Genomic DNA, 23,958 nt, shown 5'->3' on the forward strand with positions numbered 1-23,958 from the left:
AATAACAGCAAGCAAAGCTTGTGAGCTAAATCAAAAGCTAAAATTGGAAGGATTAGGCTGGTTTTATAAAGACTTTATGGCACAAACTCTAATTTTTAGACCGAAGCTGTGGCTCAGAAGATTGCGCGGCTTTTTTACAAACTTTGGACAACAGGTGAAGATTATACCGATCCTGGCATGGACTATTATGAGCAGCGTTACCGAGAGCGAATGGTCAGCAACCTCCACAAAAAAGCGATTGCTTTTGGTTTTGAGCTTATTCCTCAACCTTCAGCTAATCTGGTTTCTTGAAAGAGGGATAACGTTAATTTTTCAAGTTGTTGGTAAAGACAGATCGCTAGCCAGCAGGCATTCTTACAGAAAGCGATCGCTATTGCCGTGCATTTAGTTAAATCCTTGAGTGAAAATGAAGAGAACTGAAAAAGGATTATTCCCATGACTATTCGTGAAACTGCGATGCCTTCGGCGAGCTTCGCTAACGCAAAATTGCAGCAACTTTCGGAACCACTTCTGCAAGAAGTGACCGATTTCATTGATTTTGTTATCCACAAACATCAAGTTAAAATTGCTGAGAGTCAGCCTGATGAAACGCTTGTGGGAAAATGGTCACAATGGTTTGAGGCTGTGGATAGCCTAGAGGTATCTCCACCTGAATCAGTTAGCAACTCCTACTCAACAAGTATCGGCAACAAGGGCTAGAGCTATGATCCTGTGCGATGCAATTAAAAGTTAGCAGGTTAAAAATTTTCAATATATTTTCTTAGAAACACTAATTGATTTGCCATATCCTCGGCTTCCATACTTTCTACCAACTTCAACAATCCTCGCAACTGTTCTCCAATTGAATAGCTCTGCTTGGCAGCAAGTACAATACCTGAATGCTTTTGTTGCTGTTCGAGATAAGCTTTATGCAATCGACAAAAATCACCAACATTGAAACTATAAATAACGCGCCTCTGTTCCGTTGCCCAGATTAATTGGCTATCATCAGATGATGCTAATCTATCTGCCTCAGCCGTTGTCATTACATCAATCCCGGCATTGCGTAAGCCATTAGCTAGAGATTTCTTGCCAGCATCTTCATCTAAATAGAAGCAAATTTGACTCACGCACAATTACCTGACATCCACTTCGTTTCCAGAGCGTTACATTCTGCTTGATATAAAGCAATTTCTCTATCCATTGCCTCCTGATTAGCATAGTAATAGGCAAGCGCTGCATAAACTTGTGCTAGAGATAAGTGTGGATATTCTGTCACAATATCTTGAGGAGATAAGCCTGCTTGAGAATCCATTACAATATTTTGAACCGTCATGCGCGTACCAGCAATGCAAGGGCGACCTCCAATAATTTGAGGTGTCCTTACAATTAGGGTTCCAATATCAACTATTGCCACCATGTTTTTCCCACTCTAACTGAATCAATGAATCTTCCACGTCTATTCCATAGTTTAATAATACATAGCAGTTCTGGCTCTAATCAAATTACAGATACAATCAGACCAACCTGCTTAAGCGACCTGCGCGTATGCGTAGCCCGTCGTAAACATTGCCTCTCGGTGCTGCTTTCATTTCACACAAACTCGACATGTCCCACCATCTCTTCAGGTGTCATCACCTCATAAATCAAAACTAAGGTTTGAATGATTTCACCAATTGAACGAGTTCCTTTCTTGCAGTAAGTAATACCAGGATGATCAAGCCTAAAACTTGCAATAATCAAAAAATCTGCATCTTGAGTGAATAGTACTCGCTGTATTTCCTGAATAAACTCTAACTGGATTTCATCGCTTTGAGTACGTAATTCCACATCATTGGTTGTTGTGACATCAATTCCATAACGGCGCAAGCCAAGAGCGATTACAGGATCGACATTTTCATCCAGATGAAAGCTAATTCGTTCACTCATTCCTCAACTGTCTGAGTTTCTCTTGCAGACGCGAGGAATGATTTTGCTTCAGTACCTCAACTAACTGATCATCTTTTGCTGTGCGGCGATCAATCTCGTCTCGGTGATCAAAATAATAAGCCATTGCTGCATAAACAGATGCTAGTGAAAGGTCATACTTACCAGCAATCTCTACCAAGGAATATCCTAGCTTTAAATGCATCATCGCCACATCTTCTACAGCAATGCGGGTATCAGCAATCCGGGGCTTCCCACTCCGCATATCAGAAGAGATTTCAATATGCTCCCGACTGACTAACTGCATTAATGAATCTTCCACCTCCATTCCATATCTTAATAATACATAGCAGTCCTGGCTCTTACAGAGTTAAAGATGGAACCAGATCAAAATGCCCATTTGAGCAACCTGTGCGACACCGAATAGCCCGTCGTAGACATCGCTAGCCAGCAAAAATTCTACACAGAGCGATCGCCAATTAGCAGCATAAATTTACAGTGGGTAGGCGAGCTTTTCGTAGACATTGCCTCTCGGTGCTGCTTTAATTCCATAAAAATTATATAAGACTGATGTATTTAAGGTAAATAATTTTCATCTAATAATTGTACAAAAGTGTAGTGTAAGGACACTTTTCTGGAAAAATAGTTAAATCGGTTTTAATTTTTACAAAATCAACTGCACTTTGATAAATATTCTCTAAATCATCCTGGAACTTGTTTGTTAAATTTGTCGTTAAATGATTATTTAATTCATATCTAAAGATTTTAATTTCTCCAATCCAATGATGATCATCTCTTTTATATTATATCTGCCAATAATTGAAGTAATAATATATAAATAATAATTTGCCTTAAAAGACCTTTGTATTTAGCTAAATATCTTTTATCCAAATTGATTAATTCTTCAATCAAGTTTTATAAATCAAGTTTGTTAAACTGTTTTCGTTTTAATAATTTAACAGTTGGTACAACCATAAATTTTCATCAGTTTCATAGAGTTGTTTTAAGTCAGTAGTAGTTGTCATATTTTACCTTATACATACATTCCATAATTTAATCATAGCTGAAACTAACATTGAAGCAGGAGAACAATTTTTAAGTAAATTCAACCGCAACTGTCAACAACTTGTTGCCTTTCCAAACAGTGGTAAAAGTGACGCCAAAATTCGTCCACACCTTCGAGGTATATGCTTGCAAGACTATATTTTTTTCTACAGATTATTAGATAATGGTATCGAAATTCTATGGGTTGTAAGTGGTCGTCTTAACTTTCCATCTCTTTTTGAGCAATCCAACTAAAAGCTTTTTTGGCAAACTCCTGAGACACTGTGAATTTTTGGTAGTGTTGGGTTAAAAAAGAAACATGAAAATTATCAAACCCATCACTAATTGGTTAGAAACCCGCGCCAGTGCCCCTGCTTATGGCGGTTGGGTACTAGCAGCAACGGCTATTTGTTTTTTTGGCGCAGGTATCAATACCATGGCTGGCTGGCTTTACGCCATTAGCGGCATCAGTTTTGCCCTTTTGGGTGTAGCAGCCATCTTACCACCGCGATCACTCACAAATCTATCTATCACCCGCCGTCCCATTCAGCCTGTGTCAGCAGGCGACGATCTAACGGTGGAATTAGAAATCTGCAATCAGACACAGCAGCCTGTAAGCTTATTGCAAGTTGAAGATATACTGCCCTTCGTCTTAGGGAAACCAGTACAAAAGGCAATCGAAACAATTCCTAGCCGAGGTAGTTACCGTTGGGTATATTACCAGCCGACTCAGCGTCGGGGTGTTTATCGCTGGCACACAGTCGAACTGGGTTCTGGTGCGCCTTTGGGATTGTTCTGGTGTCGCCGTCAGCGTGATTGTGCTGCTACAGCAATCGTCTATCCTACAGTGTTGCCCTTGGCTACCTGCCCCCTAATAGACGAAATGGGACAAGAAGAAAGCAAAAGGGGCGATCCTCGTGGTAGACCTTTGCAGACAGCAACAACGGGGCTAGTGCGATCGCTCCGTCCTTACCGTCTAGGAGATCCCACCCGTCTGATTCACTGGCGGACTAGCGCCCGTTATGGCGAATTAAGGGTGCGAGAGTTGGAAATGGTAATAGGTGGACAAGAAATAGTTATTGCCCTAGACAGTGCTAGCAATTGGGAAGAAGAAAACTTTGAACAAGCAGTAATTGCCGCAGCATCACTGTATTTTTATGCACAGCAACAACAATTACAGGTGCAATTGTGGACAGCATCAACAAATTTAATCAAAGGCGATCGCTTTGTTCTAGAAACCTTAGCAGCAACCACAGCCTTAGAAGATGCCAGTTCGGTAGTTCCTAAAAGTTATCCTTTGATTTGGCTGACTCAAAACCCCTTGAGCCTTGCTACTCTTCCTCAAGGCAGCCGCTGGGTTTTGTGGCCAAATATTTCCTCACCAGCAGAACCAGAGGTAATTAATTGGGAACACCCTGGTATAGTTTTGCAAAGCGATGTCTCCGACGGGCTACGCCTACGCCCACTGCAACTCCAACTACAAAAAACATTACATTTATAAATCAATTCAAATTTTATAATTTCAAAGGCTGCTAATAAGTTAAGCCTTTGCGATTTCTGGAATTTTCTCTGATCCCAGTACAGTTGATATATCAGCCTTTGAGCAAATGTAAAACAATTTGAGGGGAAAAGGTTGGGGAAATACACCCAGTAATCCCTTAATGAGGCTGAGGTACAATGCAAAGAAATATTTAAATTATGAGCGACATGATTACATCAGAACATAACACAAAATCCAGCGATAAAAGCCTAGAGGCAATGCGGCATTTTTCCGAACAATACGCCAAGCGTACTGGAACATACTTCTGTTCTGAACCTTCTGTCACCGCAGTTGTGATTGAAGGACTAGCCAAACATAAAGACGAACTGGGTGCGCCTTTATGTCCTTGTCGCCATTACGAAGATAAAGAAGCTGAGATTCACGCCACATATTGGAACTGTCCTTGTGTACCAATGAGAGAACGCAAAGAGTGCCATTGCATGTTATTCCTCACCCCTGACAACGAGTTTGCTGGAGACAAACAAGAAATCTCTCTGGAAACAATCAAAGAAGTACGAGACAGCATGGGATGAGCGAAATCATCCCCCAAGAGTTTTGGCAAGGTGTAGAACTGTTCAATTCTGGACAGTTCTACGCTTGTCATGACACTTTAGAGGCTTTGTGGATTGAAGCTGGCGAACCGGAAAAAACCTTTTATCAAGGAATTCTCCAAATTGCTGTGGCACTGTATCATTTAGAAAATCGGAACTGGCGAGGTGCTGTAATTCTATTGGGAGAAGGCAGCAATCGCCTACGCCGTTACCCATCTAGTTACGGTGGCATTGACGTAGATGAGCTATTGAGTCAGAGCGCAGTTTTGTTGACGACTTTACAACAAATAGGGCCAGACAAAATTACATCTGGTGAGTTGGGTGAAAATCAAGTCTTATCTTTGCCTAGAATTGTGCTGACTACTGATTAGACATCTGGTGAAATTATGCGTTACCCAAAATCCCTGATAGGCACAATTCATGTAAGTAGGTCGGCAAAATAAAATCAAACTATGTTAACAAAAATGAACGAGGCTAAAACCCTCTTCCCTTCTGCCTCCTGTCTTATCCCAACGACAAATATTTACGCCCACCTACTTAGATGTAAAGCGGCTTAAGGCAGGGTATTGTGCGTACGTCATTTTCACTCAGATGTCAATTACCTGAAACCTTAAGGTTGGGGGTAGCGTCACTATTTCAGCCAGTAGTTATCGGAAATCATTCCAGATTGTATATTTAATATCTGGATAAAGTACTTGAGATAATTAGAATGCAAGCTGAAATCCTAAATCCCCAATTGCTATGATGCCCTGCTATCAATTGCCTTTATCCCAGATACGTCCCTTTGGATTAGCTTTAATGCTGCCAGTCGCACTTTTGGGCACTTTTGCCTTCCCTACCCAAGTGCAAACCGCTACTGCACAAATATCTCAGGCAAATCGCCCCCTCACTATCCGCGCTGATGTGCAAGAATATGACGCGAAAAATCAAGTAATCACCGCTCGCGGTAATGTGCAAATGTTGTATCCGGCTCGCCAACTTCAGGCAACAGCTGCCCAAGCACAGTATTTTAGTAAAGAACGCCGAATTGATTTCAGTGGCAACGTCTATATTTTACAAAAGGGCGGTAACAGTATTCGGGCGGAGAAAGTAACCTATTTAATTGATGAAGGGCGATTTGTTGCTTTACCCCAATCTAACCGTCAGGTAGAGTCCATCTACATGGTGCAGGAATCAGATGATAATGGACAAACTGCGACACCTGCCCCAAAGACACCACCTTTGAAGCGTTCTAATTAGCATTCACCACTAATAAAGGGTAGCTTCCAGAGTGAAAATTGTTTTAGAGAATATTCATAAATCTTACGGTAAGCGAGTAATTGTCAATCGTGTCAACCTTTCTGTTGCTCAAGGTGAAGTTGTTGGTTTACTAGGCCCCAATGGGGCTGGTAAAACCACAACCTTTTATATTGCCACAGGTTTAGAAAAACCCAATCTCGGAAAAGTCTGGCTGGGTAATGTAGAGATAACGGGAATGGCAATGCATGAAAGGGCACGATTGGGTATTGGCTATTTAGCACAAGAAGCAAGTGTTTTTCGCCAACTCTCGGTAGAGGATAATATTCTATTAGTGCTAGAACAAACTAATGTGCCACGATGGGAATGGGCAAGGCGACTCAGAACTTTACTGCGGGAGTTTCGGTTGGAAAAATTAGCTAGGAGTAAAGGAATTCAACTTTCTGGTGGTGAGCGACGGCGGACGGAATTAGCAAGGTCTTTAGCTGCTGGACGAGAAGGGCCAAAATTTTTACTTTTGGATGAACCATTTGCGGGAGTTGATCCGATCGCAGTCTCAGAAATTCAGCAAATCGTAGCACGACTGCGCGATCGCGGTATGGGAATCTTAATTACGGATCATAATGTCCGTGAAACCCTAGCGATCACCGATCGCGCCTACATCATGCGTGAGGGACAGATTCTCGCTTTTGGCGCTGCTGACGAACTCTACGGCAATCCCCTCGTGCGGCAATATTATTTGGGGGATAATTTTCAAGTCTAAATTAATAATTATTTAGTTAATAATTTCAAAAGATATTTTGATTTTTAATTCTTCAGCATGAATTTAAAGTATTTAATTTTGATACTAAATACAGTAGAGATGCTTTCCTTTCTCAGGGTTGCCAATTTTTAACTTTTAAAATTGCTTATGATATCAAAGAAGCTTACGTCTTTCAACAGTCTCTATTCGCTGCTGCCTTTTACGCTCATGGATCGCTACCTTGCCAGCGAATTGTTAGCACCGTTTTTCTTTGGTGTCGGAGCTTTTTCATCAATTGGCGTCACCATTGATGCTGTATTCGATCTCGTCAGAAAAATTGTCGAATCTGGGCTACCTATAGACATTGCTATTCAAGTTTTTTTATTAAAATTTCCCAACTTTATTGTTTTAGCTTTCCCCATGTCTACGCTGCTGGCTACTTTGATGACCTACAGTCGTCTTTCTAGCGAGAGCGAACTAATTGCCCTGCGTGGTTGTGGCGTTAGTGTCTATCGTATGGTGCTAACTGCTGTGATGTTAAGTCTTGTAGTCACAGTAATGACATTTGTGTTTAACGAAGAAATTGCACCAGCAGCAAATTATCAAGCGGCGATGACTTTGGATAAAGCGCTCAAATCAGACAAGCCAATTTATAAACAGCAAAATATTTTCTATCCTGAATACCAGGATGTTGCCCAGCCGGATGGCTCTACAAATCGGATATTGACACGCTTGTTTTACGCCGACCAATTTGATGGTAAGCGGATGACAGGGTTGACAATTATAGATCGCTCAACAAAAAATCTGAATCAAATTGTGGTATCAGAATCTGCTAAGTGGAATCCTTCTCAAAATGTCTGGGATTTTTACAACGGTACGATCTATTTTGTTGCTGCCGATCGCTCTTATCGCAATATCGTCAAATTTGAACATCAACAACTGCAACTACCGCGCACGCCATTAAGTCTGGCAGAAAAAAGCCGGGATTATGGTGAGATGAATATTTCTGAAGCACTAAATCAACTAGAAGTAGAAAATCTTGGTGGCGACCGCCAAAAAATTCGTAAACTTGAAGTGCGAATTCAACAAAAAATCTCTTTACCTTTTGTATGCGTGGTTTTTGGCTTGGTAGGCGCAGCGATGGGAAGCATCCCCCAGCGAACGGGGAGAGGTACAAGCTTTGGGATTAGTGTCCTAGTTATATTTTCGTACTACTTAATTTTCTTTATTAGTGGGGCGATCGCACAAGCAGGTGTCCTCTCTCCCTTTATGGGGGCTTGGTTGCCCAACTTTCTTTTTTTGGGAATAGGTTTATTCTTATTGATGCGAGTTGCCAAACGGTAAATTAAGCGAGATGAGGAAGAATAACTGTTCGCTTGCTCTCCCATCTCGTGCTGATCCCAATACGCTTGGGTTAAGGGAGACAGGGCTTGGTGGGAGAGACTTGGGAGACAAGGGAGAAATTTCTTCTTGTCCTTCTTATCCTTGTCCCCTCGTCCCCTTGTCCTCCTTGTCCTCCTTGTCCTCCTTGTCCTCTTTGTCCCTCAAGTCTCAAGCGTGAAAAGAAGATGCTTAACCCAAGCGTATTGTCGCTCATCTCCCCACTTCAATTACGGATGATAATTTCGACATTGTGGTGCATCGGGGTTTTCCTTGCAGTATTCTTCAAAAGAAACTTTAGCTGATATCATACCCTCAGCTTTCTGATGAGCTGCTTCTGCCTGAAGTTCTTCTACCTCATCCCAGGCAGCTGCACAGGGTTTAGAATAAGCACCTTGTTCAGTGCAAATAGCACGAGCTTGCTCAATTGCTTTTTGAATTCTCTCCTCCAGCAGTAGCGCTTTTGGCGCTTCCACAAAGTCGCTTTTAGTCAAAATGTCGGTAATCGAGATGATGCCCAACAGCTTACCTTGAATTACAGGTGCGCGATGAATACCAGTATTAGCAAATAACCGCGCTACATATTCCACACCCAAATCAGGATTAACTACAATGCAGGGCTTGCTCATAATTTCATAAACCCGCACTTGCTTTGGATCTTTCCCGTAGGCTGTTATCTTATAAACAATATCCGTTTCTGTGACAATGCCATAAGCATCATTATCATAGCGACGATCCACAACCAGCGCTCGCAATCCTTTATCCTTCATCAGCCCCACCGCTTCAGCAACAGTTGCTGAACCGCGAATGGTAACTACGTCTTTGGTCATGATATCTTCAGCTTTCATCATTGTTGTAGTCTCCTGGTAAATAGTCCGGTGCAGCACAGCGCCCTCATGGGCGTATCAAAGCATTGCAACGCACAGTTGGCTAACTAGAAAGTAAAAAAAGTTGAACTTTTGCCCAGCTACAACAATAAATTAGACCAGTTGTCAACTCCTGATGTTATCCAATGTAACCAATGCTCAAAAACTAAGCTTCTCTAACAGCTTGCTTATGAAGCAAATTCTGGTACAAGGTTTAACATCCTGTTAACAGGATGTTTGAAAAGTATTTTTACTAAGGGACATCCAAGAATTAAATTACTTAATTCCTCCATCCAACGCCACTATCCAATTTCTTCCCCTGCCTCCCCTGCCTCCCCTGCTTACCAAAACGATTGATTATTTTTTTATTTGGAAGTCCCTAACATCTAAGCCCCCATAGGTATTTCCAGTCAGAGACTGGGAACGAGACAATCTCTAAAAGCTGCTTATAGACTGGCTTTCACCTAAAATTAACACTCATGAGCAATGTTCCCTAAGAAAGAGCAAGCTCAAGGTTTATTTTTTAATTGCCGCCAGTTGCCCCATTTTCCAGAAATAGCTAGAAATCCAATTGGTAATAATATGAGCGACAATTGGCACTAGCAAGTTGCCCGTGAGCAGAGCGCTATATGCCAATATCATCCCGACAATCGTCGCCCAAATTACATAAGGCCATTGTTGGGAACCGCTAAAATGCAAAATGCCAAAGCAAAGACTGGATACAATTACCGCTGTAATATCGGAGCCTAAAGCTGGCAGCATCACACCCCTAAATAATAATTCTTCACTCAACCCTGGTAGCAATCCCAGCCAAATTAAATCTGGTAAAGCTAAAGGCTTCAGTACCACTTCTAGGTAATAATTTGCACTTTTACGATAAGCAGTCCACAGGCGATAAGTTAAGCCACTTAACGTAGTGATAACGAACCCCAACCCTACACCTAGCAGCAACTCTCTTTGGTTAAAGTCCCAAGAAAATAGCGAAAATTTGCCGAAGTATAATGAAAGTTTGGCGACTATCAGCAAAATGATTGCAGTCGCTCCCATTGCCCCAAGTACTTGGATGCGTGTTAGGTATGGAATTTCTGGCTCTTGCTTTTGTTGTTCAATCACGGGTTTTTAAAGGGAGTGGGGCAGGGGAGTAGGGGAGCAGGGGGGGGAGGGGAGTAGGGGAGCAGGGGAGACAAGGGGGACAAGGTGGAATTATTGAATAAATCTCTCTGAAGAAGTTCTGATGCTTACAGCGGGCTGCGCCAACGCCGGAAGCCGACGCTCAGACTTCTCTCCTTGTCTTCTTTCTCTGACTTGTCTCCTTTGTCTCTTCTCCATGCCCTATGCCCCATGCCCTATGACTAATGACTGCAAAGGTGATAATTTGGGACGGAGAGCGCAGGGATTGATGCCTGCTTTGTGTGCTACCAATACACCCACTGCTTCTAAATATGAGTTTACCTGTATAGATTTGATTCCCAAGGGTACGGGAGGAACTTTTATCAGAGTTTTATTCTCTTCTACTGTAATTATTTGGCATCGTTTTTGGCTTAAACTCAATAAGGCACTGCTACCACAAGCATTTGCAGGTACGATCGCAGCATCTACTTCATCTACCCAAATATCTTTTTGCTGTGATCCGATCGCTCCTCTCTCTATTATAAATTGTGGGGCACGACTTAATCCGACAAGGACGCACGGCAAAAAGGTATAGCCCAATTCTTCGGCGGCGGAACGGGGAGATAAATCAGGTTGTGGAGGTTCGCTCAAAAGGGCGGGAGAATGGGCGCAAGGAATTTGAAAGGTTCGCACTAGCAAATGGCTAATTACGGCTTCTGCACCTGCTAAAGGATCTACGCCTTCACCGTGGCGGTATTTTTGTACTGCTTTCTCATCTATATTATCGGGGAAACGGGCAACAACTGCGATCGCTTCTGCCCCCGCTTTTTTAATTAATATCTCCGCTGCCCGTAATAAGCTATCCGGGTTGCCAATTGTCCCCCAACTAGCTCCCGATGCTGTAGTCCGTAATTCTACATTTAATGGTGCATCAGTAATTACATAATCTGTTAAGGTCAACCCCAAAGTTGCTCTGACTGCATCTCCTGCTTGTATATGTCGTAGCCGTAACTCTGGCTCAATGGCTTGGTCTAAAAGCAAACCTACTTTGTTGGTGCGGACTGGACGCAAACCCCAGCATCCAGAGGTGAATTTGTCAAGCCCGTAACCTTCAACATAGAAAGCGTTAGGGAGATTCCAGTACAAACTTGCGCCATTCAAGACATTGGGGTGAGTAATTAGGCGATCGCAAACCTGTGCTATAACTTTGGCAACAGGCAAAGCATCTCCTGCATAACCCCCAATGGTAGCCCCAACACCAGTTGGTACAATTAAGATAGCTGTGTAGGGACGATTCATATCGAGTGCTGTTAGCAGATAGCTAAGGTTGAGCCAGTGGTGAGCGAAGAGTTATAAGTTAAAAATTAGGAGTTTTATCTTCTCTCTCCTGTCTCCTGCCTCTTGCCTTCTAACTCTTAGGTGTAGTCACTACAGCTTCAACTGTAGCTTTTTGTTGGTTAACGTCCACAGCGGTAATTGCCCAACGAAGAGGTTCCCCTTGTTTGTTCAACTCTGTTTCAATTGCTTTTAGTAATTCTGCGGGAGTTTCTTGTAAATCAATTTCTGCGGTAATAAAATGAGTCGTCATTTAGGTAAATCCTGTTGATTTGTAATTTCTAGAATAGCTGATATTAGTTGCTAGTAAATACTTATATTATTTATCATTTTTGGTAATCCAAGCGAACAGTTATCAATAATCAATCAGTATATTGATAACTGTTTACTGATTATTAGTCTTTACCAAATTGCAACTGATAAACTATTTCTTCTTTTTCCGTCTGAACTTTCAAATCAGAAAGGGGTTTGGCAACACAAAGCAATACGTAACCTTGCTTTTGTAAATCTGGACTAACGCCCATGCCATCCGTTTGATCCACAGTTCCCTCACTTATTTGACCGGCGCAAGTTGTGCAAACACCTGCATTACAAGAACTTGGCAGTTCCAAACCAGCAGCATCGGCAACTGATAAGATTGTTTTATCTTCAGGAACTTGCAAGGTATGAATTTCGCCTTGGTGATTAATTTCTACGGTGTAAGTTTTGGGCATATACAAAGTCAGGTGATGCAACGAACAAATTTATCATTCTATCTGAATTAGCTAAAAATCTCTAGATGTTACTATAAAAGTTTAGGTTAAATACTGAGATTATAGTCACTAATTCTGAACAATTTTAGACTAGTAACATTAATAATTATAATTATTAGTTAAACTTACTATAAATATATATGCGCGATCGCGTTTCTTTAGAGACTGTATCTGTAAGTCTGCCTTTTGGCATTGGTTCGATGTCGTGGAAAGTTAACACCACACAACAGAAAGCCGCTTGGTCACTTTATGTGGAATTGGTGACGCGCATTGCTGTGCAACCATTAGAAGTTGACCAGGGTTTGGTACGAGAAGCGATGAACTCTCTTTATAGTTTATTTGGTACGACCCGCGAAGTTCTCAAAGCAGCAGGGCCAGATGTGGGTGCTGCTCGTGATTCAGTAGGGGGAATTGCGATCGCATTTTAATCCTCTGCAATCACTGTAAACCAACAATATACACTATGTAGCGATGATTGGACTCACCAGCAAACTTTGGTGATTAAGGTTACAACATTAAGCTTACGGCTTTACTGTTACTGCTAAGTGTAACCCTAAAGCATCCAACAAAGAATTTAGACTGTAAAACTCAATTTTGCCTTTCTCTAATAGCATCTGGTCAAGTTTATTGTAGAGTTCCTTGACTTGTGCAGAAAACTGATCAACTCCACCATGCGCTTCTATGACATTTTTCAACACCTTACTTAACATTTTTGGATCGCTTTCTTCTAAAACAACTTCGATGTAAGCTGCTGCTTCTAGTGGATTTTTTAAGTCTTGAATCAGTTTTTCATGATAGCTTGTACTTCTACGCATCATCTCTACTCCTATAGTCTTTCCAATATTCCTTGGCTTTAGCAATATCTTTATCTTGAGTGCTTCTATCGCCACCACACAAAAGAATAATAATTGTTGAGCCTTCCTGCCCAAAGTATATGCGGTAGCCAGAACCGTAGTCTATTCTCAGTTCAAAAACACCATCACCAACTGATTTACAATCACCTAAATTACCCTCCTCTACTCGGTCAAGTCTTGCTCTGATTTTAGCCTTTGCTTTTCTATCCCGCAGAGAGTCAAACCACTCAGAAAAAATATCTATACCATCAAATCTTAAATAATTCCTGATTTCTTTTGGTTGAACTTCCATGTTGAAATTTTCCCAAATGTGCGATCGCGTTATCATTGATCAATCCAGAATGCGATCGCGCCCGTTGCTGCGACAATATGATTGAAGGCTGATTTTGCAGCGATGATGAGCAATTTTACTATAATAAACCTAAATAAATTAGTTAAATTTGCTTATTATGAATATGCGCGATCGCGTTTCTTTAGAGACTGTATCTGTAAGTCTGCCTTTTGGCATTGGTTCGATGTCGTGGAAAGTTAACACCACACAACAGAAAGCCGCTTGGTCACTTTATGTGGAATTGGTGACGCGCATTGCTGTGCAACCATTAGAAGTTGACCAGGGTTTGGTACGAGAAGCGATGAACTCTCTTTATAGTTTATTTGGTACAACCCGCGAAGTTCTCAAAGCAGCCGGGCCGGATGTGGGTGCTGCTCGTGATTCAGTGGGGGGAATTGCGATCGCAGTGTTGAATAATGGCTTAAGACCGTTTTTGGCTAAATGGCATCCGTTGTTGCAAGCGTGGGAAGCTAGACGACCTGTGGGGGTAAGTCCTAGAGAACATGAGCAGGGATGGTCGGAGGAACCTAAGTTGCGAAGTGAGTTGGAAGCTTTGCGAGGAGGGTTGGAAGAGTATGCGAAGGCGTTGGCAAAAATTGCAGGTGTGGAGGAGTGATAAAAATCATTGGTGATTAGATGGTTTTTGTTGATGTGAAAACCTTTGTAGAGATGTTATATGAAACATTTCTACAAAGAATGTTTCGCTTTTTTAAAAATACCGATGTTTATTGAAATAATAAGGAGTATTTATGGCTTATCCTCATGATATATTTCTCAGCCATGCGTCTGAAGATAAAGAAACATTTGTAGAAGAATTATACAAGAGACTAACCGAGGCAAAATATAATTTATGGTATGACAAAAAAGAACTTTACTGGAGAGACAACTTAAAAATAAAAATTACAGAAGCACTAAAGACATCACAGTATGGGATTGTGGTAATTAGCAATAATTACTTTGCTAAACACAAAGAATGGACTTTCCTGGAGTTCAAGGAGATATTAACAACTAATAATATTCTGCCTATTTTGCATGGTATAGATATGCCAACAATTAGAAATCGTTACCCAAAAGAATATGAGGAAATAAAGAATTGGGTGGCAATCAGTAGTGACAAAGGGATTGATTATATTGTCCAGCAAGCCAAGATAAAAATCGACAACCTCAAGTCTGAAAAAGGCATAGACTACACCAGACTACGCGACTTACTAGCAGCAAAAAAGTGGGAGGAAGCCGACGAAGAAACTTATCTGGTGATGATTCAGGCTGTAGGTAAAGAAAATGGCGACTACTTCACCTCAGACGAACTCTTAAATTTTCCTTGCACTGACTTACGCACAATTGACCGCTTATGGGTAAAATACAGCAATGGACGCTTTGGCTTCAGCGTCCAGAAGGAAATTTACTTGAGCGTTGGCGGTAAAGCTGACGGCAAGTATTACGAAAAAGCCTGGGAGAAGTTTGGCGATCGCGTGGGGTGGAGAGTGAAAATTAATGGGATTTCTTGGGATTGGATTAGTTACTCAAACGTAAATTTTGATACAGCCTCCCCAAGGGGACACCTGCCGATTATGAGGTTGAGGTTGACGTGGGGTTGGTATATGGTCTCTTCTCTCGCATCGAGACTTGTAAACTGTAACATCTAAGGCTTTCCGATATTTATAAAGATTTATTACCAACCCTAGATACACGGTAGAATCAACCTTCTCGAATTTCAATACCTGGCACTGCGGGGAAATAGCAGTTCGCCTGAATAAATTTTTCTGCTACTTCATGCACCTCCGTATCTTCAGTTACTCTTTGCTTATCCCAAGGTAAACTCATCTGTCCCGGTGACTTCTTCTTACCTTTATTCTTCAAAGAAGGCAAAAAACGACTACCCCAATGATTCCTTTTTTCAGGCTTCGGCTTTGGTCGATATTTCTTACAAAACTGACGATATCTAGCAGCGCACTCTTCCAACGTCCTCCCCATTTGCAAAAACGCCGGATGCCATTGAGTAATACCATCACTACTCAAACGGTCATGAGTGCCGTAATTGCTGAAGTCGTAGAAATAACCCTGCTGTATTCCTGCGGCTTTCGGGTTAGCGTGGATATATCGCAGAGTATTTAACGCACGACGTTGATCTGTATTGGCAAAACCTGTACTATGATAGCGCTTTTCCCAAAAATGCCCCGTGCGGTTGAGCATTTGGTTAAAACACATAGCAGTATACCAATTCAACCAGTGCATAATTTTCGGTAAATCTTCTGGCTGTTTTGGTTCCAGCAGATAATGCAGATGATTACTCATAATGCACAAAGCATAGAGCTTAAATTGATATTTTTCCTGTGCCTTGTTGATGGCATACAGAAAAACTTCACGGCATTCTAAGCGCGTTAGACGAAATTCGCGGTTATTGCAGCGAGTCGTGATGTGATAGCAAAAACCTGATTGTAAATTGCGTTTTGGGCGAGTCATAAAAAAATCGCTAAAATATTATGCTGCTATAATGCACTCACCAACAAACTTTTGAGAAAATGTTATAACTTTAACTCTTAAGGTTAGAACATCAAGCTTTAAGATAAAGGCCAAATGAGCCAAATGTGACATTCAAGGTGTCCAGATCCCCGACTTCGTAAAAGTTGTCGGGGATCTATTGTCTCACGAATGATTCAGGACTGCTATATAATAAAACTTTGCATTAACCCAGAACTTCCGCAATTTTAAAATTGAATGACCCGGTTTATACATGATAAATTTGCTAAAGACTATTTAGAAGAATTATTAAAAGATTACGGAGAAGTCAAAGCATCAGAAAAAGTTGCAGGAGAGATTAAAGAAATAGATGTTTTATTCACTCCTAGCAAACAGCAAAACTCTAATTTACAAATACTCGGTTTGTTAGGAAGATTGGCTGAACATCCTGCCATCATAGAACCCTTTCGCAATCCAGCTTCTACCGATGAAATCTGCGACTGTATTCTTAAATTATTAGAAGTCAAGGCTCTCTTGCGACGAGAATCTAAAGCCAATAAAACCAAACTTCAAAATTCAGAAATTCCCAAATTGTGGGTTCTTACACCAACCATATCTGAAACTAGATTGTCTAGCTTTGGAACTATGCAAAAAGACGGTTGGTTATCAGGAGTACATTTCCTACCAGATGCCTTGCGGACAGCAATTGTGGCGATACACCAACTACCGCAAACACCGGAAACGTTATGGTTGAGGCTTTTAGGAAAGGGAAGTGTGCAGTCGCAAGTCCCTTATCGAGTTGCAAGGGTTACCATTAGATTATCCATACCAGAAAGCAACCCTGGAATTAGTTTATAACTTGCGCGAAAACTTGAGAGTAAATCAAGAATTAGAAGCAGACGATCGGGAGTTAATTATGCGACTAGAACCACTTTATCAAAGAGATAGAGAACAAGCTAAAGAAGAGGGAAGGCAAGAGGGAAGGCAAGAGGGAAGGCAAGAGGGAAAACAAAAAGGAGAACAAGACTTAATACTGCGTCTACTAAATCGCCGTATTGGTGAAATTGATGCCTCATTAATCGAGCGAATTAAAAGCTTATCCATTGAACAATTAGAGAACTTAGGAGAGGCATTGCTAGATTTTTCTAGTGTTGCTGATTTAAAAGCTTGGTTAAACCAATAATAATGTTGGGTTACCCTGCGGTAAGCAAGCTACGTTCCTCAAACGCCACTGAGGGAGTCGGGAAACCGCAAGGGCGCAGTGGCTCCCCAACCTACACTAGTTTTAATTTTTAGCTTTAACTACACTATGTAGCGATGATTGCACTCACCAACAAACTTTGGTCATCAATGTTATGACGTTGACTCTTAAGGTTACAACATTTAGGCTTAAGGTTATATGATAAAGTCTTAAAGCTAGAATATCAAGCCTTAAGGTTACAACATTTAGGCTTAAGGTTATAACATCAAGCCTTAAAGTTAGAACATTAAGCCTTAAGGTTACAACATTAAGCCTTAAGGTTAAAGCGATCAGTGTTGACTACATCACTTCCAACTCACTTACTATCAAAACTCTCAATTCATTCACTTGCTTCAAAGCTACATCATTGGTTAAAAAAGCTTCACAATTAGCCATTAAAGCTGCTGCTACCTGCAACGCATCGGGTAACTGAAGGTTATAAAGCACTCGCATTCTCGCTGCTTCTCGTGCAATTACAGCATTAATCTCCACAAAAACCACTTCATCTTGTTGCAACACGTCAACAAAAGCCTGCTCTAAATCCGCTAACCCCAGACGAATAGCACCTACTAAACACTCTGACAACGTTATCCCAGATGTTACTGCTGTAATGTTAGTATCTAAACGCTCAAAAATTGGATCGATTAAATCAACAAATAGCCGATTCCGTTCTACAAAATAAATCACAGGTGCTGTATCGAGAAATAAGCGAGAAACTCCGTTTAAAGCGTCACTAATATTCATTCCTGTGTCCGTGAGAACCTTTCTCGATGCTCATCACCTTCTTGCCGATTCCGCGAAACCCACTCTTGAGCATCTTCACCAAAAAGCGGATAGGAAGCCATACCTTTCAAGTCGCTCCACTTGCGTTTTGCTTGCGCTTGAGTGACGTGTTTTTTTACACGCTCTACTAAATGCCTCATCACTGTCAATTGCTCTTCTGGAGTCAATTGCTCAATCTCGCTTAAAATTTTTTCAAGTGACGGACTCATCAACCTGACCTGAACAATTGCCGTGAATTATCCAAAATATTGTACTGTATTCTAGAATTTGAAGATGCGATTATGGTTTTTTCAAACTCTGCTACATTTTACTTTAGTGATTAAATTCCGAGAAATCACGGGCATAAATAAAAACTTTGACTAAGAAAAATGCGCTTTTTGCTGAACCAGAATACAAGTCAATTAAGACAAAATAGTTCTGTAGAGCTATTAAAAATGTAAAATTGTGCCTCGAACAAAACGTAGTTCCCGGATTCTATAAAAAGCTGAGTTTAGAGTTGCCGGACTGAAAGCTATCGATCCAAATATCAATTTTGATCAAACTTACAACTTGCAAAACCTGAGTCAATTAATAGAGCAGTTTCACAATATGCTTAATGATTATAACGCTGCTATAGCTATGATTGACTCTTCTAGAAAAGAGCTGGATGATATGGAAAAAACCTTAAGTTAGGTTTCAGACAAAATGCTGGTGGGGGTTGGTTTTAAGTATGGCAAAAATAGCGATGAATATGAACTTGCAGGTGGCGTTCGAGACAGCGAACGTATCCGTAAAAGCAGATTGACACGCTTAAAATCTAATACAGATAAAACATCAGGTCAAAATGCAATAACCGCTTAGTACCATTGCGCGGAAGTTTAAGCGAGTAAAGTTAAGTGCATTTTGAGCGAGGTATAAAAAATTAAAAGTAATGAGCTAAATGTAACATTCAAGGTGTCTAGATCCCTGGCTTCTCAAAGAAGTCGGGGATCTATTGTCTCACGAATGATTCAGGACTACTATATAATAAAACTTTGCATTAACTCAGAACTTTTGTAATCTTAAAATTGAATGACCCGGTTTATACATGATCAATTTGCCAAAGACTATCTAGAAGAATTATTAAAAGATTACGGAGAAGTCAAAGCATCAGAAAAAGTTGCAGGAGAGATTAAAGAAATAGATGTTTTATTCACTCTTGCCAAACAGCAAAGCTCTAACATACAAATACTAGGTTTGCTAGGAAGATTTGCGGAACATCCTGCGATTATAGAACCGTACCGCAATCCAACTTCTACCGATGAAATCTGCGATTGTATTCTCAAATTATTAGAAGTCAAGGCTTTATTGCGACGAGAAGCTAAAGCCAATAAAACTAAACTTCAGGACTCAGATATTCCCAAATTGTGGGTTCTTACACCTACTATATCTGAAACTAGATTGTCTAGCTTTGGAACTATGCTAAAAGAAGGTTGGTTGTCGGGAGTACATTTTCTACCAGATGCCTTGCGGACAGCAATTGTGGCGATACACCAACTACCGCAAACACCGGAAACGTTATGGTTGAGGCTTTTAGGAAGGGGAAACGTGCAATCACAAGCAATTATCGAGTTGCAAGGGTTACCATTAGATCATCCATACCAGAAAACAACCTTAGAGGATGTTTGAAAAGTCATCCAACGTATGTTTGACTACTCTGGCTATCGAGAAGTTGAACGAGATAATGAGGGTTATGGGACTTGTGATCGCTTCTCTGAGTTGCATTTAAGGCTCAAGCTGATACTTTTCAAACAACCTCTTAGAATTAGTTTATAACTTGCGCGAAAACTTGAGAGTAAATCAAGAATTAGAAGCAGATGATCGGGAGTTAATTATGCGACTAGAACCACTTTATCAAAGAGATAGAGAACAAGCCAAAGAAGAGGGAAGGCAAGAGGGAAAACAAAAAGGAGAACAAGACTTAATACTGCGTCTACTAAATCGCCGTATTGGTGAAATTGATGCCTCATTAATCGAGCGAATTAAAGGCTTATCCATTGAACAATTAGAGAACTTAGGAGAGGCATTGCTAGATTTTTCTAGTGTTGCTGATTTAGAAACTTGGTTAAACCAACAATCAATCTAATTCATTTAGATTGATCAAGAGTTAATTATGTAATTATAACCATTTTATCAAATAGACAGAGAACAAGCTATACAGTAAGGAGAACAACGTTTAGTTATACGATTACTCAATTGCCGCATTGGTGAGATTGGTGCATCATTAATCAAGCGAATTCAAGGCTGATCGATTGAACAATTAGAGAATTTAGGAGAAACATTGCTAGATTTTTGTAGCGTTGCTGATTTAGAAATTTGGTTAAACCAACAACAAGTATAAATAAATCATCAGTAGATTCATTAATTTATTTATAACCAAGTCGGATTCTATAGCAACACTAAGTTGTTTGAAAAGTCTAATTCATTATTACTAGACCTGGCGAATTCCATTAGTCCAATAGTTTTCAAAGTTTCAGTATAAAAAAAATTGTAAACAACCGATTACTCATAACGCTTTCAGCTATAAAAATCAGGTAAACTCTTATAACCAAAAATTGCCTAAAAATATTTCATAATAAAATGGAGAACATCCCAATGGAGAACACAGAAATGCTAGAACAATACCGTCAGCATGTTGCAGAACGCGGCCGACTCGGTATTCCCCCTTTGCCATTGGATGCGAAGCAAACCTCAGAATTATGTGAATTACTGAAAAATCCGCCAAAGGGTCAAGAGGAGATATTATTACATTTATTGAGCGATCGCGTTTCTCCTGGTGTTGATCCAGCAGCTTATGTCAAAGCCGGATTTCTCACCGCCATTGCCAAAAAGCAAATCACCAGTCCCTTGGTTTCGCGCATAGAAGCAGTGCAATTGTTAGGGACGATGGTAGGTGGTTACAACGTGCAAGCTTTAATCGAACTGCTGCAATGGCCCACTGTATCCCTCTCAGACTCATCTGAAACACCTCTGGTGATGGGTGGACAAGGAAAGGAACCCATCGCCGCCTACGCCGCCAACGCCTTAAGCAAAATCCTCTTGGTGTACGATGCCTTCCACGATATTTTAGAATTGTCTAAAACCAATCCTTTCGCCAAGCAGGTAATTGACTCTTGGGCGGAAGCTGAATGGTTTACCCTTCGCCCCACAGTACCAGAAGCGATTACTGTCACCGTTTTTAAAGTTCCTGGCGAAACCAATACCGACGATTTATCGCCTGCCCAAAGCGCCACAACTCGCCCAGATATTCCCTTACACGCTTTAGTGATGTTAGAGTCGCGCCAACCGGGAAGCTTGGCAACCATTGCCGAACTGAAGAAAAAAGGGCATCCTGTAGCTTACGTGGGGGATGTGGTTGGTACAGGTTCCTCGCGGAAATCTGCCATTAATTCGGTGTTGTGGCATCTGGGAAATAACATACCTTTTGTGCCCAATAAACGTGCTGGGGGATATATTTTAGGTGGTGCGATCGCGCCAATCTTCTTTAACACAGCAGAAGATGCCGGTGCTTTGCCTATTCAGTGCGATGTCACCAAACTAGAAACTGGCATGGTAATTACCATCCATCCCTACAAAGGCAAAATCACTAATGAAGCAGGTGAAGTCATTTCCACCTTCAGCCTCAAACCTGACACCATCCTCGATGAAGTCCGCGCAGGTGGACGCATCCCCCTACTTATCGGGCGTACCCTCACCGATAAAACACGCCTTGCACTCGGTTTAGAACCCAGCACCGTCTTTACCCGTCCTCAACAACCCAGCGATACAGGCAAAGGCTACACCTTAGCACAAAAAATCGTCGGTAAAGCTTGCGGATTACCTGGCGTGCGTCCCGGTACATCTTGTGAACCGATCATGACCACCGTTGGTTCTCAGGATACCACAGGCCCCATGACCCGCGACGAATTAAAAGAACTGGCTTGTCTGGGTTTCAGTGCAGACTTAGTAATGCAGAGTTTCTGTCACACCGCAGCTTATCCCAAACCAGTAGACATTAAAACTCACCACGACCTCCCCGACTTCTTTGCCCAACGTGGTGGTGTCGCCTTGCGTCCCGGTGATGGTATCATCCACTCTTGGTTAAACCGGATGCTGCTACCCGACACCGTAGGAACTGGCGGCGACTCCCACACCCGCTTTCCCTTAGGAATTTCCTTCCCCGCCGGTTCTGGGTTAGTAGCCTTTGCTGCGGCCTTGGGCGTCATGCCTTTAGATATGCCAGAGTCAGTTTTGGTAAGATTCAAAGGTGAATTGCAACCAGGTATCACCCTCCGGGATGTTGTGAATGCCATTCCCTACGTAGCAATTCAAAAAGGTTTGCTAACAGTCGAGAAGCAAAACAAGAAAAATGTCTTCTCCGGGCGAATTTTAGAAATTGAAGGATTACCAGATTTGAAAGTGGAACAAGCCTTTGAACTCGCCGACGCAACCGCCGAACGTTCATGTGCGGGTTCTACCATTAAGCTGAGTGTAGAGACAATTTCTGAATATCTGCGTTCTAACGTTGCACTTTTGAAAAACATGATAGCACGGGGCTATCACGATGCGCGTACAATCCTCCGCCGCATTGCCAAAATGGAACAATGGTTAGCAAACCCCGTGTTATTAGCAGCTGATGCCGATGCGGAGTATGCCGAAATAATTGAAATTGATTTGAACGAAATCAAAGAACCAATTGTTGCTGCTCCCAATGACCCCGATAATGTTAAATTATTATCGTCAGTTGCTAATGACCCAGTGCAAGAAGTATTCGTCGGTTCATGTATGACGAATATCGGTCATTATCGAGCAACAGCGAAAGTTTTGGAAGGCGCCGGTGAAGTAAAAACTCGCCTGTGGATAGCACCACCAACCCGCATGGATGAACACCAATTAAAAGAAGAAGGAATGTACGCCATTTTTGGGGCTGCGGGTGCAAGGACAGAAATAGCAGGATGCAGTTTGTGTATGGGAAATCAGGCGCGAGTTGCTGATGGTACAACAGTGTTTTCAACCTCTACCCGCAACTTTAATAATCGCATGGGTAAAGATGCGCGAGTGTATCTTGGTTCAGCGGAATTAGCCGCAGTTTGCGCGCTGTTAGGACGCATTCCCACAGTGCAGGAATATTTAGAGGTTGTGGCGATGAAAATTAATCCTTTTACTGATGATTTGTATCGCTATTTGAACTTTGATCAAATCACCGGGTTTGAGGATGAAGGGCGCGTGATTTCTAAAGAGGAGCAGGCTTTGTTAGTCTAATCTAAATTAGGGTGGGCTTTTTTAGCTCACCTTCATTTTAAATATATAGAATTGGAGAACTAAAAAATCACATGAATACTCCATCTGTCAATTCCCAAAAATTATACGACCGAGACTTTTATTTATGGACACAAACAATCGTCCAGCAGTTAAAAGAACATATTTAGTAACGTCATGAAGCATTTGTAGTAAAATTCAATCTCAGACCAAATTGCTGGGCAAGTGTTTGGTAACGCATACGCACATCCTCGACGGATATTTTTAATTGAGCAGCAGCATAATTAACTCGTTCTTCATCAATCTCTTCTTGGGGATCTAAAAAAAGGTTAAGAGCATCAACATCAAAAAGGTTAAGAGCACCAACATACATAGAAAGCAGCTTGCGATCTATTTGATCTTCGCAAATCCAAGATAATGCTCTGAGTGTAATTACCCTCGTATTTTGATTTTCAGATGACAACCTGTTTAGTAACTTTTAGACTTGTCGCTTAATAAGGTAAAGTAACGATTGGCGATTGGAATGAGACAGAAAAATGCTAAACGTCAATCAGGTGATGAAAAAAGACCGAT

General features: G+C 41.4%; 28 protein-coding genes and 6 pseudogenes. 18 read left to right on the plus strand and 16 right to left on the minus strand.

The window, feature by feature from the left end; translation table 11 throughout:
- The first annotated feature begins 108 nt into the window (after positions 1-108).
- Both V7K56_RS05385 and V7K56_RS05390 read left to right on the plus strand, forming a co-directional pair.
- Positions 109-291, plus strand: a complete 183-nt coding sequence (locus tag V7K56_RS05385; protein ID WP_334908317.1) for a hypothetical protein — start codon at positions 109-111, stop codon at positions 289-291.
- Between the two features lie 144 nt (positions 292-435).
- The gene (locus V7K56_RS05390; protein WP_334908319.1) at positions 436-699 is read left to right on the plus strand and encodes a DUF2281 domain-containing protein; all 264 of its coding nucleotides are present in this window, start codon (positions 436-438) and stop codon (positions 697-699) included.
- Positions 700-737: 38 nt separating this feature from the next.
- Here V7K56_RS05390 and V7K56_RS05395 read toward each other — a convergent pair whose 3' ends face one another.
- The 5 genes from V7K56_RS05395 to V7K56_RS05415 form a co-directional block, all read right to left on the minus strand.
- Positions 738-1,109, minus strand: a complete 372-nt coding sequence (locus tag V7K56_RS05395; protein WP_334908321.1) for a DUF5615 family PIN-like protein — start codon at positions 1,107-1,109, stop codon at positions 738-740.
- Positions 1,106-1,399 (minus strand): DUF433 domain-containing protein, encoded by a 294-nt coding sequence (locus V7K56_RS05400; RefSeq protein ID WP_334908323.1) that lies wholly within the window; start codon positions 1,397-1,399, stop codon positions 1,106-1,108. The genes V7K56_RS05395 and V7K56_RS05400 overlap by 4 nt, the downstream gene beginning before the upstream one ends.
- A gap of 173 nt (positions 1,400-1,572) precedes the next feature.
- Positions 1,573-1,908, minus strand: a complete 336-nt coding sequence (locus V7K56_RS05405) for a DUF5615 family PIN-like protein (protein ID WP_334908325.1) — start codon at positions 1,906-1,908, stop codon at positions 1,573-1,575.
- Complete coding sequence (locus V7K56_RS05410; protein WP_334908327.1) at positions 1,901-2,227, minus strand: DUF433 domain-containing protein; 327 nt, start codon at positions 2,225-2,227, stop codon at positions 1,901-1,903. The genes V7K56_RS05405 and V7K56_RS05410 overlap by 8 nt, the downstream gene beginning before the upstream one ends.
- A gap of 274 nt (positions 2,228-2,501) precedes the next feature.
- Positions 2,502-2,684 carry a DUF29 family protein gene (locus V7K56_RS05415; protein WP_334908371.1) on the minus strand — a complete coding sequence of 61 codons (183 nt, stop codon included), beginning with the start codon at positions 2,682-2,684 and terminating at the stop codon, positions 2,502-2,504.
- A 295-nt stretch (positions 2,685-2,979) separates the two neighbouring features.
- Here V7K56_RS05415 and V7K56_RS05420 point away from each other — a divergent pair, with 295 nt between their 5' ends.
- The 7 genes from V7K56_RS05420 (at position 2,980) to V7K56_RS05450 (ending at position 8,362) form a co-directional block, all read left to right on the plus strand.
- The gene (locus V7K56_RS05420) at positions 2,980-3,204 is read left to right on the plus strand and encodes a type II toxin-antitoxin system RelE/ParE family toxin (RefSeq protein WP_334908373.1); all 225 of its coding nucleotides are present in this window, start codon (positions 2,980-2,982) and stop codon (positions 3,202-3,204) included.
- Positions 3,205-3,268: 64 nt separating this feature from the next.
- Positions 3,269-4,450 carry a DUF58 domain-containing protein gene (locus tag V7K56_RS05425; RefSeq protein ID WP_334908329.1) on the plus strand — a complete coding sequence of 394 codons (1,182 nt, stop codon included), beginning with the start codon at positions 3,269-3,271 and terminating at the stop codon, positions 4,448-4,450.
- A gap of 206 nt (positions 4,451-4,656) precedes the next feature.
- Complete coding sequence (locus V7K56_RS05430; RefSeq protein WP_334908375.1) at positions 4,657-5,022, plus strand: ferredoxin thioredoxin reductase catalytic beta subunit; 366 nt, start codon at positions 4,657-4,659, stop codon at positions 5,020-5,022.
- Complete coding sequence (locus V7K56_RS05435) at positions 5,019-5,411, plus strand: DUF309 domain-containing protein (protein WP_334908331.1); 393 nt, start codon at positions 5,019-5,021, stop codon at positions 5,409-5,411. Before V7K56_RS05430 ends, V7K56_RS05435 begins: the two co-directional genes overlap by 4 nt.
- 370 nt (positions 5,412-5,781) lie before the next feature.
- Positions 5,782-6,279, plus strand: coding sequence for an LptA/OstA family protein (locus V7K56_RS05440; RefSeq protein ID WP_334908333.1), 498 nt, complete (start codon positions 5,782-5,784; stop codon positions 6,277-6,279).
- A 31-nt stretch (positions 6,280-6,310) separates the two neighbouring features.
- The gene (gene lptB, locus V7K56_RS05445) at positions 6,311-7,039 is read left to right on the plus strand and encodes an LPS export ABC transporter ATP-binding protein (protein WP_334908335.1); all 729 of its coding nucleotides are present in this window, start codon (positions 6,311-6,313) and stop codon (positions 7,037-7,039) included.
- 207 nt (positions 7,040-7,246) lie between these two features.
- Positions 7,247-8,362: an LptF/LptG family permease gene (locus tag V7K56_RS05450; RefSeq protein ID WP_334908337.1), complete on the plus strand. Its 1,116-nt coding sequence runs from the start codon at positions 7,247-7,249 to the stop codon at positions 8,360-8,362.
- A 266-nt stretch (positions 8,363-8,628) separates the two neighbouring features.
- Here V7K56_RS05450 and V7K56_RS05455 read toward each other — a convergent pair whose 3' ends face one another.
- The 5 genes from V7K56_RS05455 to V7K56_RS05475 form a co-directional block, all read right to left on the minus strand.
- Positions 8,629-9,249, minus strand: coding sequence for a CP12 domain-containing protein (locus V7K56_RS05455; RefSeq protein ID WP_292778001.1), 621 nt, complete (start codon positions 9,247-9,249; stop codon positions 8,629-8,631).
- A gap of 531 nt (positions 9,250-9,780) precedes the next feature.
- Positions 9,781-10,377 (minus strand): CPBP family intramembrane glutamic endopeptidase, encoded by a 597-nt coding sequence (locus V7K56_RS05460; protein ID WP_334908339.1) that lies wholly within the window; start codon positions 10,375-10,377, stop codon positions 9,781-9,783.
- A 219-nt stretch (positions 10,378-10,596) separates the two neighbouring features.
- The gene (locus V7K56_RS05465) at positions 10,597-11,673 is read right to left on the minus strand and encodes a DUF3326 domain-containing protein (RefSeq protein ID WP_334908341.1); all 1,077 of its coding nucleotides are present in this window, start codon (positions 11,671-11,673) and stop codon (positions 10,597-10,599) included.
- A gap of 109 nt (positions 11,674-11,782) precedes the next feature.
- A complete protein-coding gene (locus V7K56_RS05470; RefSeq protein ID WP_334908343.1) occupies positions 11,783-11,962 on the minus strand; it encodes a hypothetical protein in 180 nt (59 codons plus the stop codon).
- Positions 11,963-12,104: 142 nt separating this feature from the next.
- Positions 12,105-12,422 (minus strand): 2Fe-2S iron-sulfur cluster-binding protein, encoded by a 318-nt coding sequence (locus tag V7K56_RS05475; RefSeq protein WP_334908345.1) that lies wholly within the window; start codon positions 12,420-12,422, stop codon positions 12,105-12,107.
- 179 nt (positions 12,423-12,601) lie between these two features.
- On the opposite strand from V7K56_RS05475, the pseudogene V7K56_RS05480 reads away from it, so the two are divergent.
- Positions 12,602-12,883 (plus strand): annotated as a pseudogene (locus tag V7K56_RS05480) (hypothetical protein); the annotation flags it as partial.
- A 99-nt stretch (positions 12,884-12,982) separates the two neighbouring features.
- Here the strand turns inward: V7K56_RS05480 and V7K56_RS05485 are convergent.
- Positions 12,983-13,276, minus strand: coding sequence for a helix-turn-helix domain-containing transcriptional regulator (locus V7K56_RS05485; RefSeq protein ID WP_334908377.1), 294 nt, complete (start codon positions 13,274-13,276; stop codon positions 12,983-12,985).
- Complete coding sequence (locus V7K56_RS05490; protein WP_334908347.1) at positions 13,269-13,607, minus strand: type II toxin-antitoxin system RelE/ParE family toxin; 339 nt, start codon at positions 13,605-13,607, stop codon at positions 13,269-13,271. The genes V7K56_RS05485 and V7K56_RS05490 overlap by 8 nt, the downstream gene beginning before the upstream one ends.
- Before the next feature lie 163 nt (positions 13,608-13,770).
- On the opposite strand from V7K56_RS05490, the gene V7K56_RS05495 reads away from it, so the two are divergent.
- Positions 13,771-14,262: a hypothetical protein gene (locus V7K56_RS05495; protein ID WP_334908379.1), complete on the plus strand. Its 492-nt coding sequence runs from the start codon at positions 13,771-13,773 to the stop codon at positions 14,260-14,262.
- Between the two features lie 133 nt (positions 14,263-14,395).
- Positions 14,396-15,292, plus strand: coding sequence for a GUN4 domain-containing protein (locus V7K56_RS05500; protein WP_334908349.1), 897 nt, complete (start codon positions 14,396-14,398; stop codon positions 15,290-15,292).
- Between the two features lie 52 nt (positions 15,293-15,344).
- Here V7K56_RS05500 and V7K56_RS05505 read toward each other — a convergent pair whose 3' ends face one another.
- Positions 15,345-16,109 carry a transposase gene (locus V7K56_RS05505; RefSeq protein WP_334908351.1) on the minus strand — a complete coding sequence of 255 codons (765 nt, stop codon included), beginning with the start codon at positions 16,107-16,109 and terminating at the stop codon, positions 15,345-15,347.
- Between the two features lie 255 nt (positions 16,110-16,364).
- Between V7K56_RS05505 and V7K56_RS05510 the strand changes: the two are divergent.
- Positions 16,365-17,289, plus strand: a pseudogene (locus tag V7K56_RS05510) (DUF4351 domain-containing protein).
- 357 nt (positions 17,290-17,646) lie between these two features.
- Here the strand turns inward: V7K56_RS05510 and V7K56_RS05515 are convergent.
- A complete protein-coding gene (locus V7K56_RS05515) occupies positions 17,647-18,090 on the minus strand; it encodes a type II toxin-antitoxin system VapC family toxin (protein ID WP_334908353.1) in 444 nt (147 codons plus the stop codon).
- Positions 18,087-18,338, minus strand: a complete 252-nt coding sequence (locus tag V7K56_RS05520) for a hypothetical protein (RefSeq protein WP_334908355.1) — start codon at positions 18,336-18,338, stop codon at positions 18,087-18,089. Before V7K56_RS05520 ends, V7K56_RS05515 begins: the two co-directional genes overlap by 4 nt.
- Before the next feature lie 295 nt (positions 18,339-18,633).
- Here V7K56_RS05520 and V7K56_RS05525 point away from each other — a divergent pair.
- The 5 genes and pseudogenes from V7K56_RS05525 (at position 18,634) to acnB (ending at position 23,388) form a co-directional block, all read left to right on the plus strand.
- A pseudogene (locus V7K56_RS05525) lies at positions 18,634-18,969 on the plus strand (hypothetical protein).
- A 210-nt stretch (positions 18,970-19,179) separates the two neighbouring features.
- Positions 19,180-19,761 (plus strand): annotated as a pseudogene (locus V7K56_RS05530) (DUF4351 domain-containing protein); the annotation flags it as partial.
- Between the two features lie 145 nt (positions 19,762-19,906).
- Positions 19,907-20,233: pseudogene (locus V7K56_RS05535) on the plus strand (DUF4351 domain-containing protein); the annotation flags it as partial.
- Between the two features lie 39 nt (positions 20,234-20,272).
- Positions 20,273-20,488, plus strand: a pseudogene (locus V7K56_RS05540) (DUF4351 domain-containing protein); the annotation flags it as partial.
- A gap of 269 nt (positions 20,489-20,757) precedes the next feature.
- Positions 20,758-23,388 carry a bifunctional aconitate hydratase 2/2-methylisocitrate dehydratase gene (acnB, locus tag V7K56_RS05545; protein WP_334908381.1) on the plus strand — a complete coding sequence of 877 codons (2,631 nt, stop codon included), beginning with the start codon at positions 20,758-20,760 and terminating at the stop codon, positions 23,386-23,388.
- A 172-nt stretch (positions 23,389-23,560) separates the two neighbouring features.
- On the opposite strand, the gene V7K56_RS05550 is transcribed toward acnB, so the two are convergent.
- A complete protein-coding gene (locus tag V7K56_RS05550) occupies positions 23,561-23,848 on the minus strand; it encodes a hypothetical protein (RefSeq protein WP_334908357.1) in 288 nt (95 codons plus the stop codon).
- Between the last annotated feature and the right edge of the window lie 110 nt (positions 23,849-23,958).

Source organism: Nostoc sp. (assembly GCF_036917535.1).
Taxonomy (GTDB): domain Bacteria; phylum Cyanobacteriota; class Cyanobacteriia; order Cyanobacteriales; family Nostocaceae; genus Nostoc.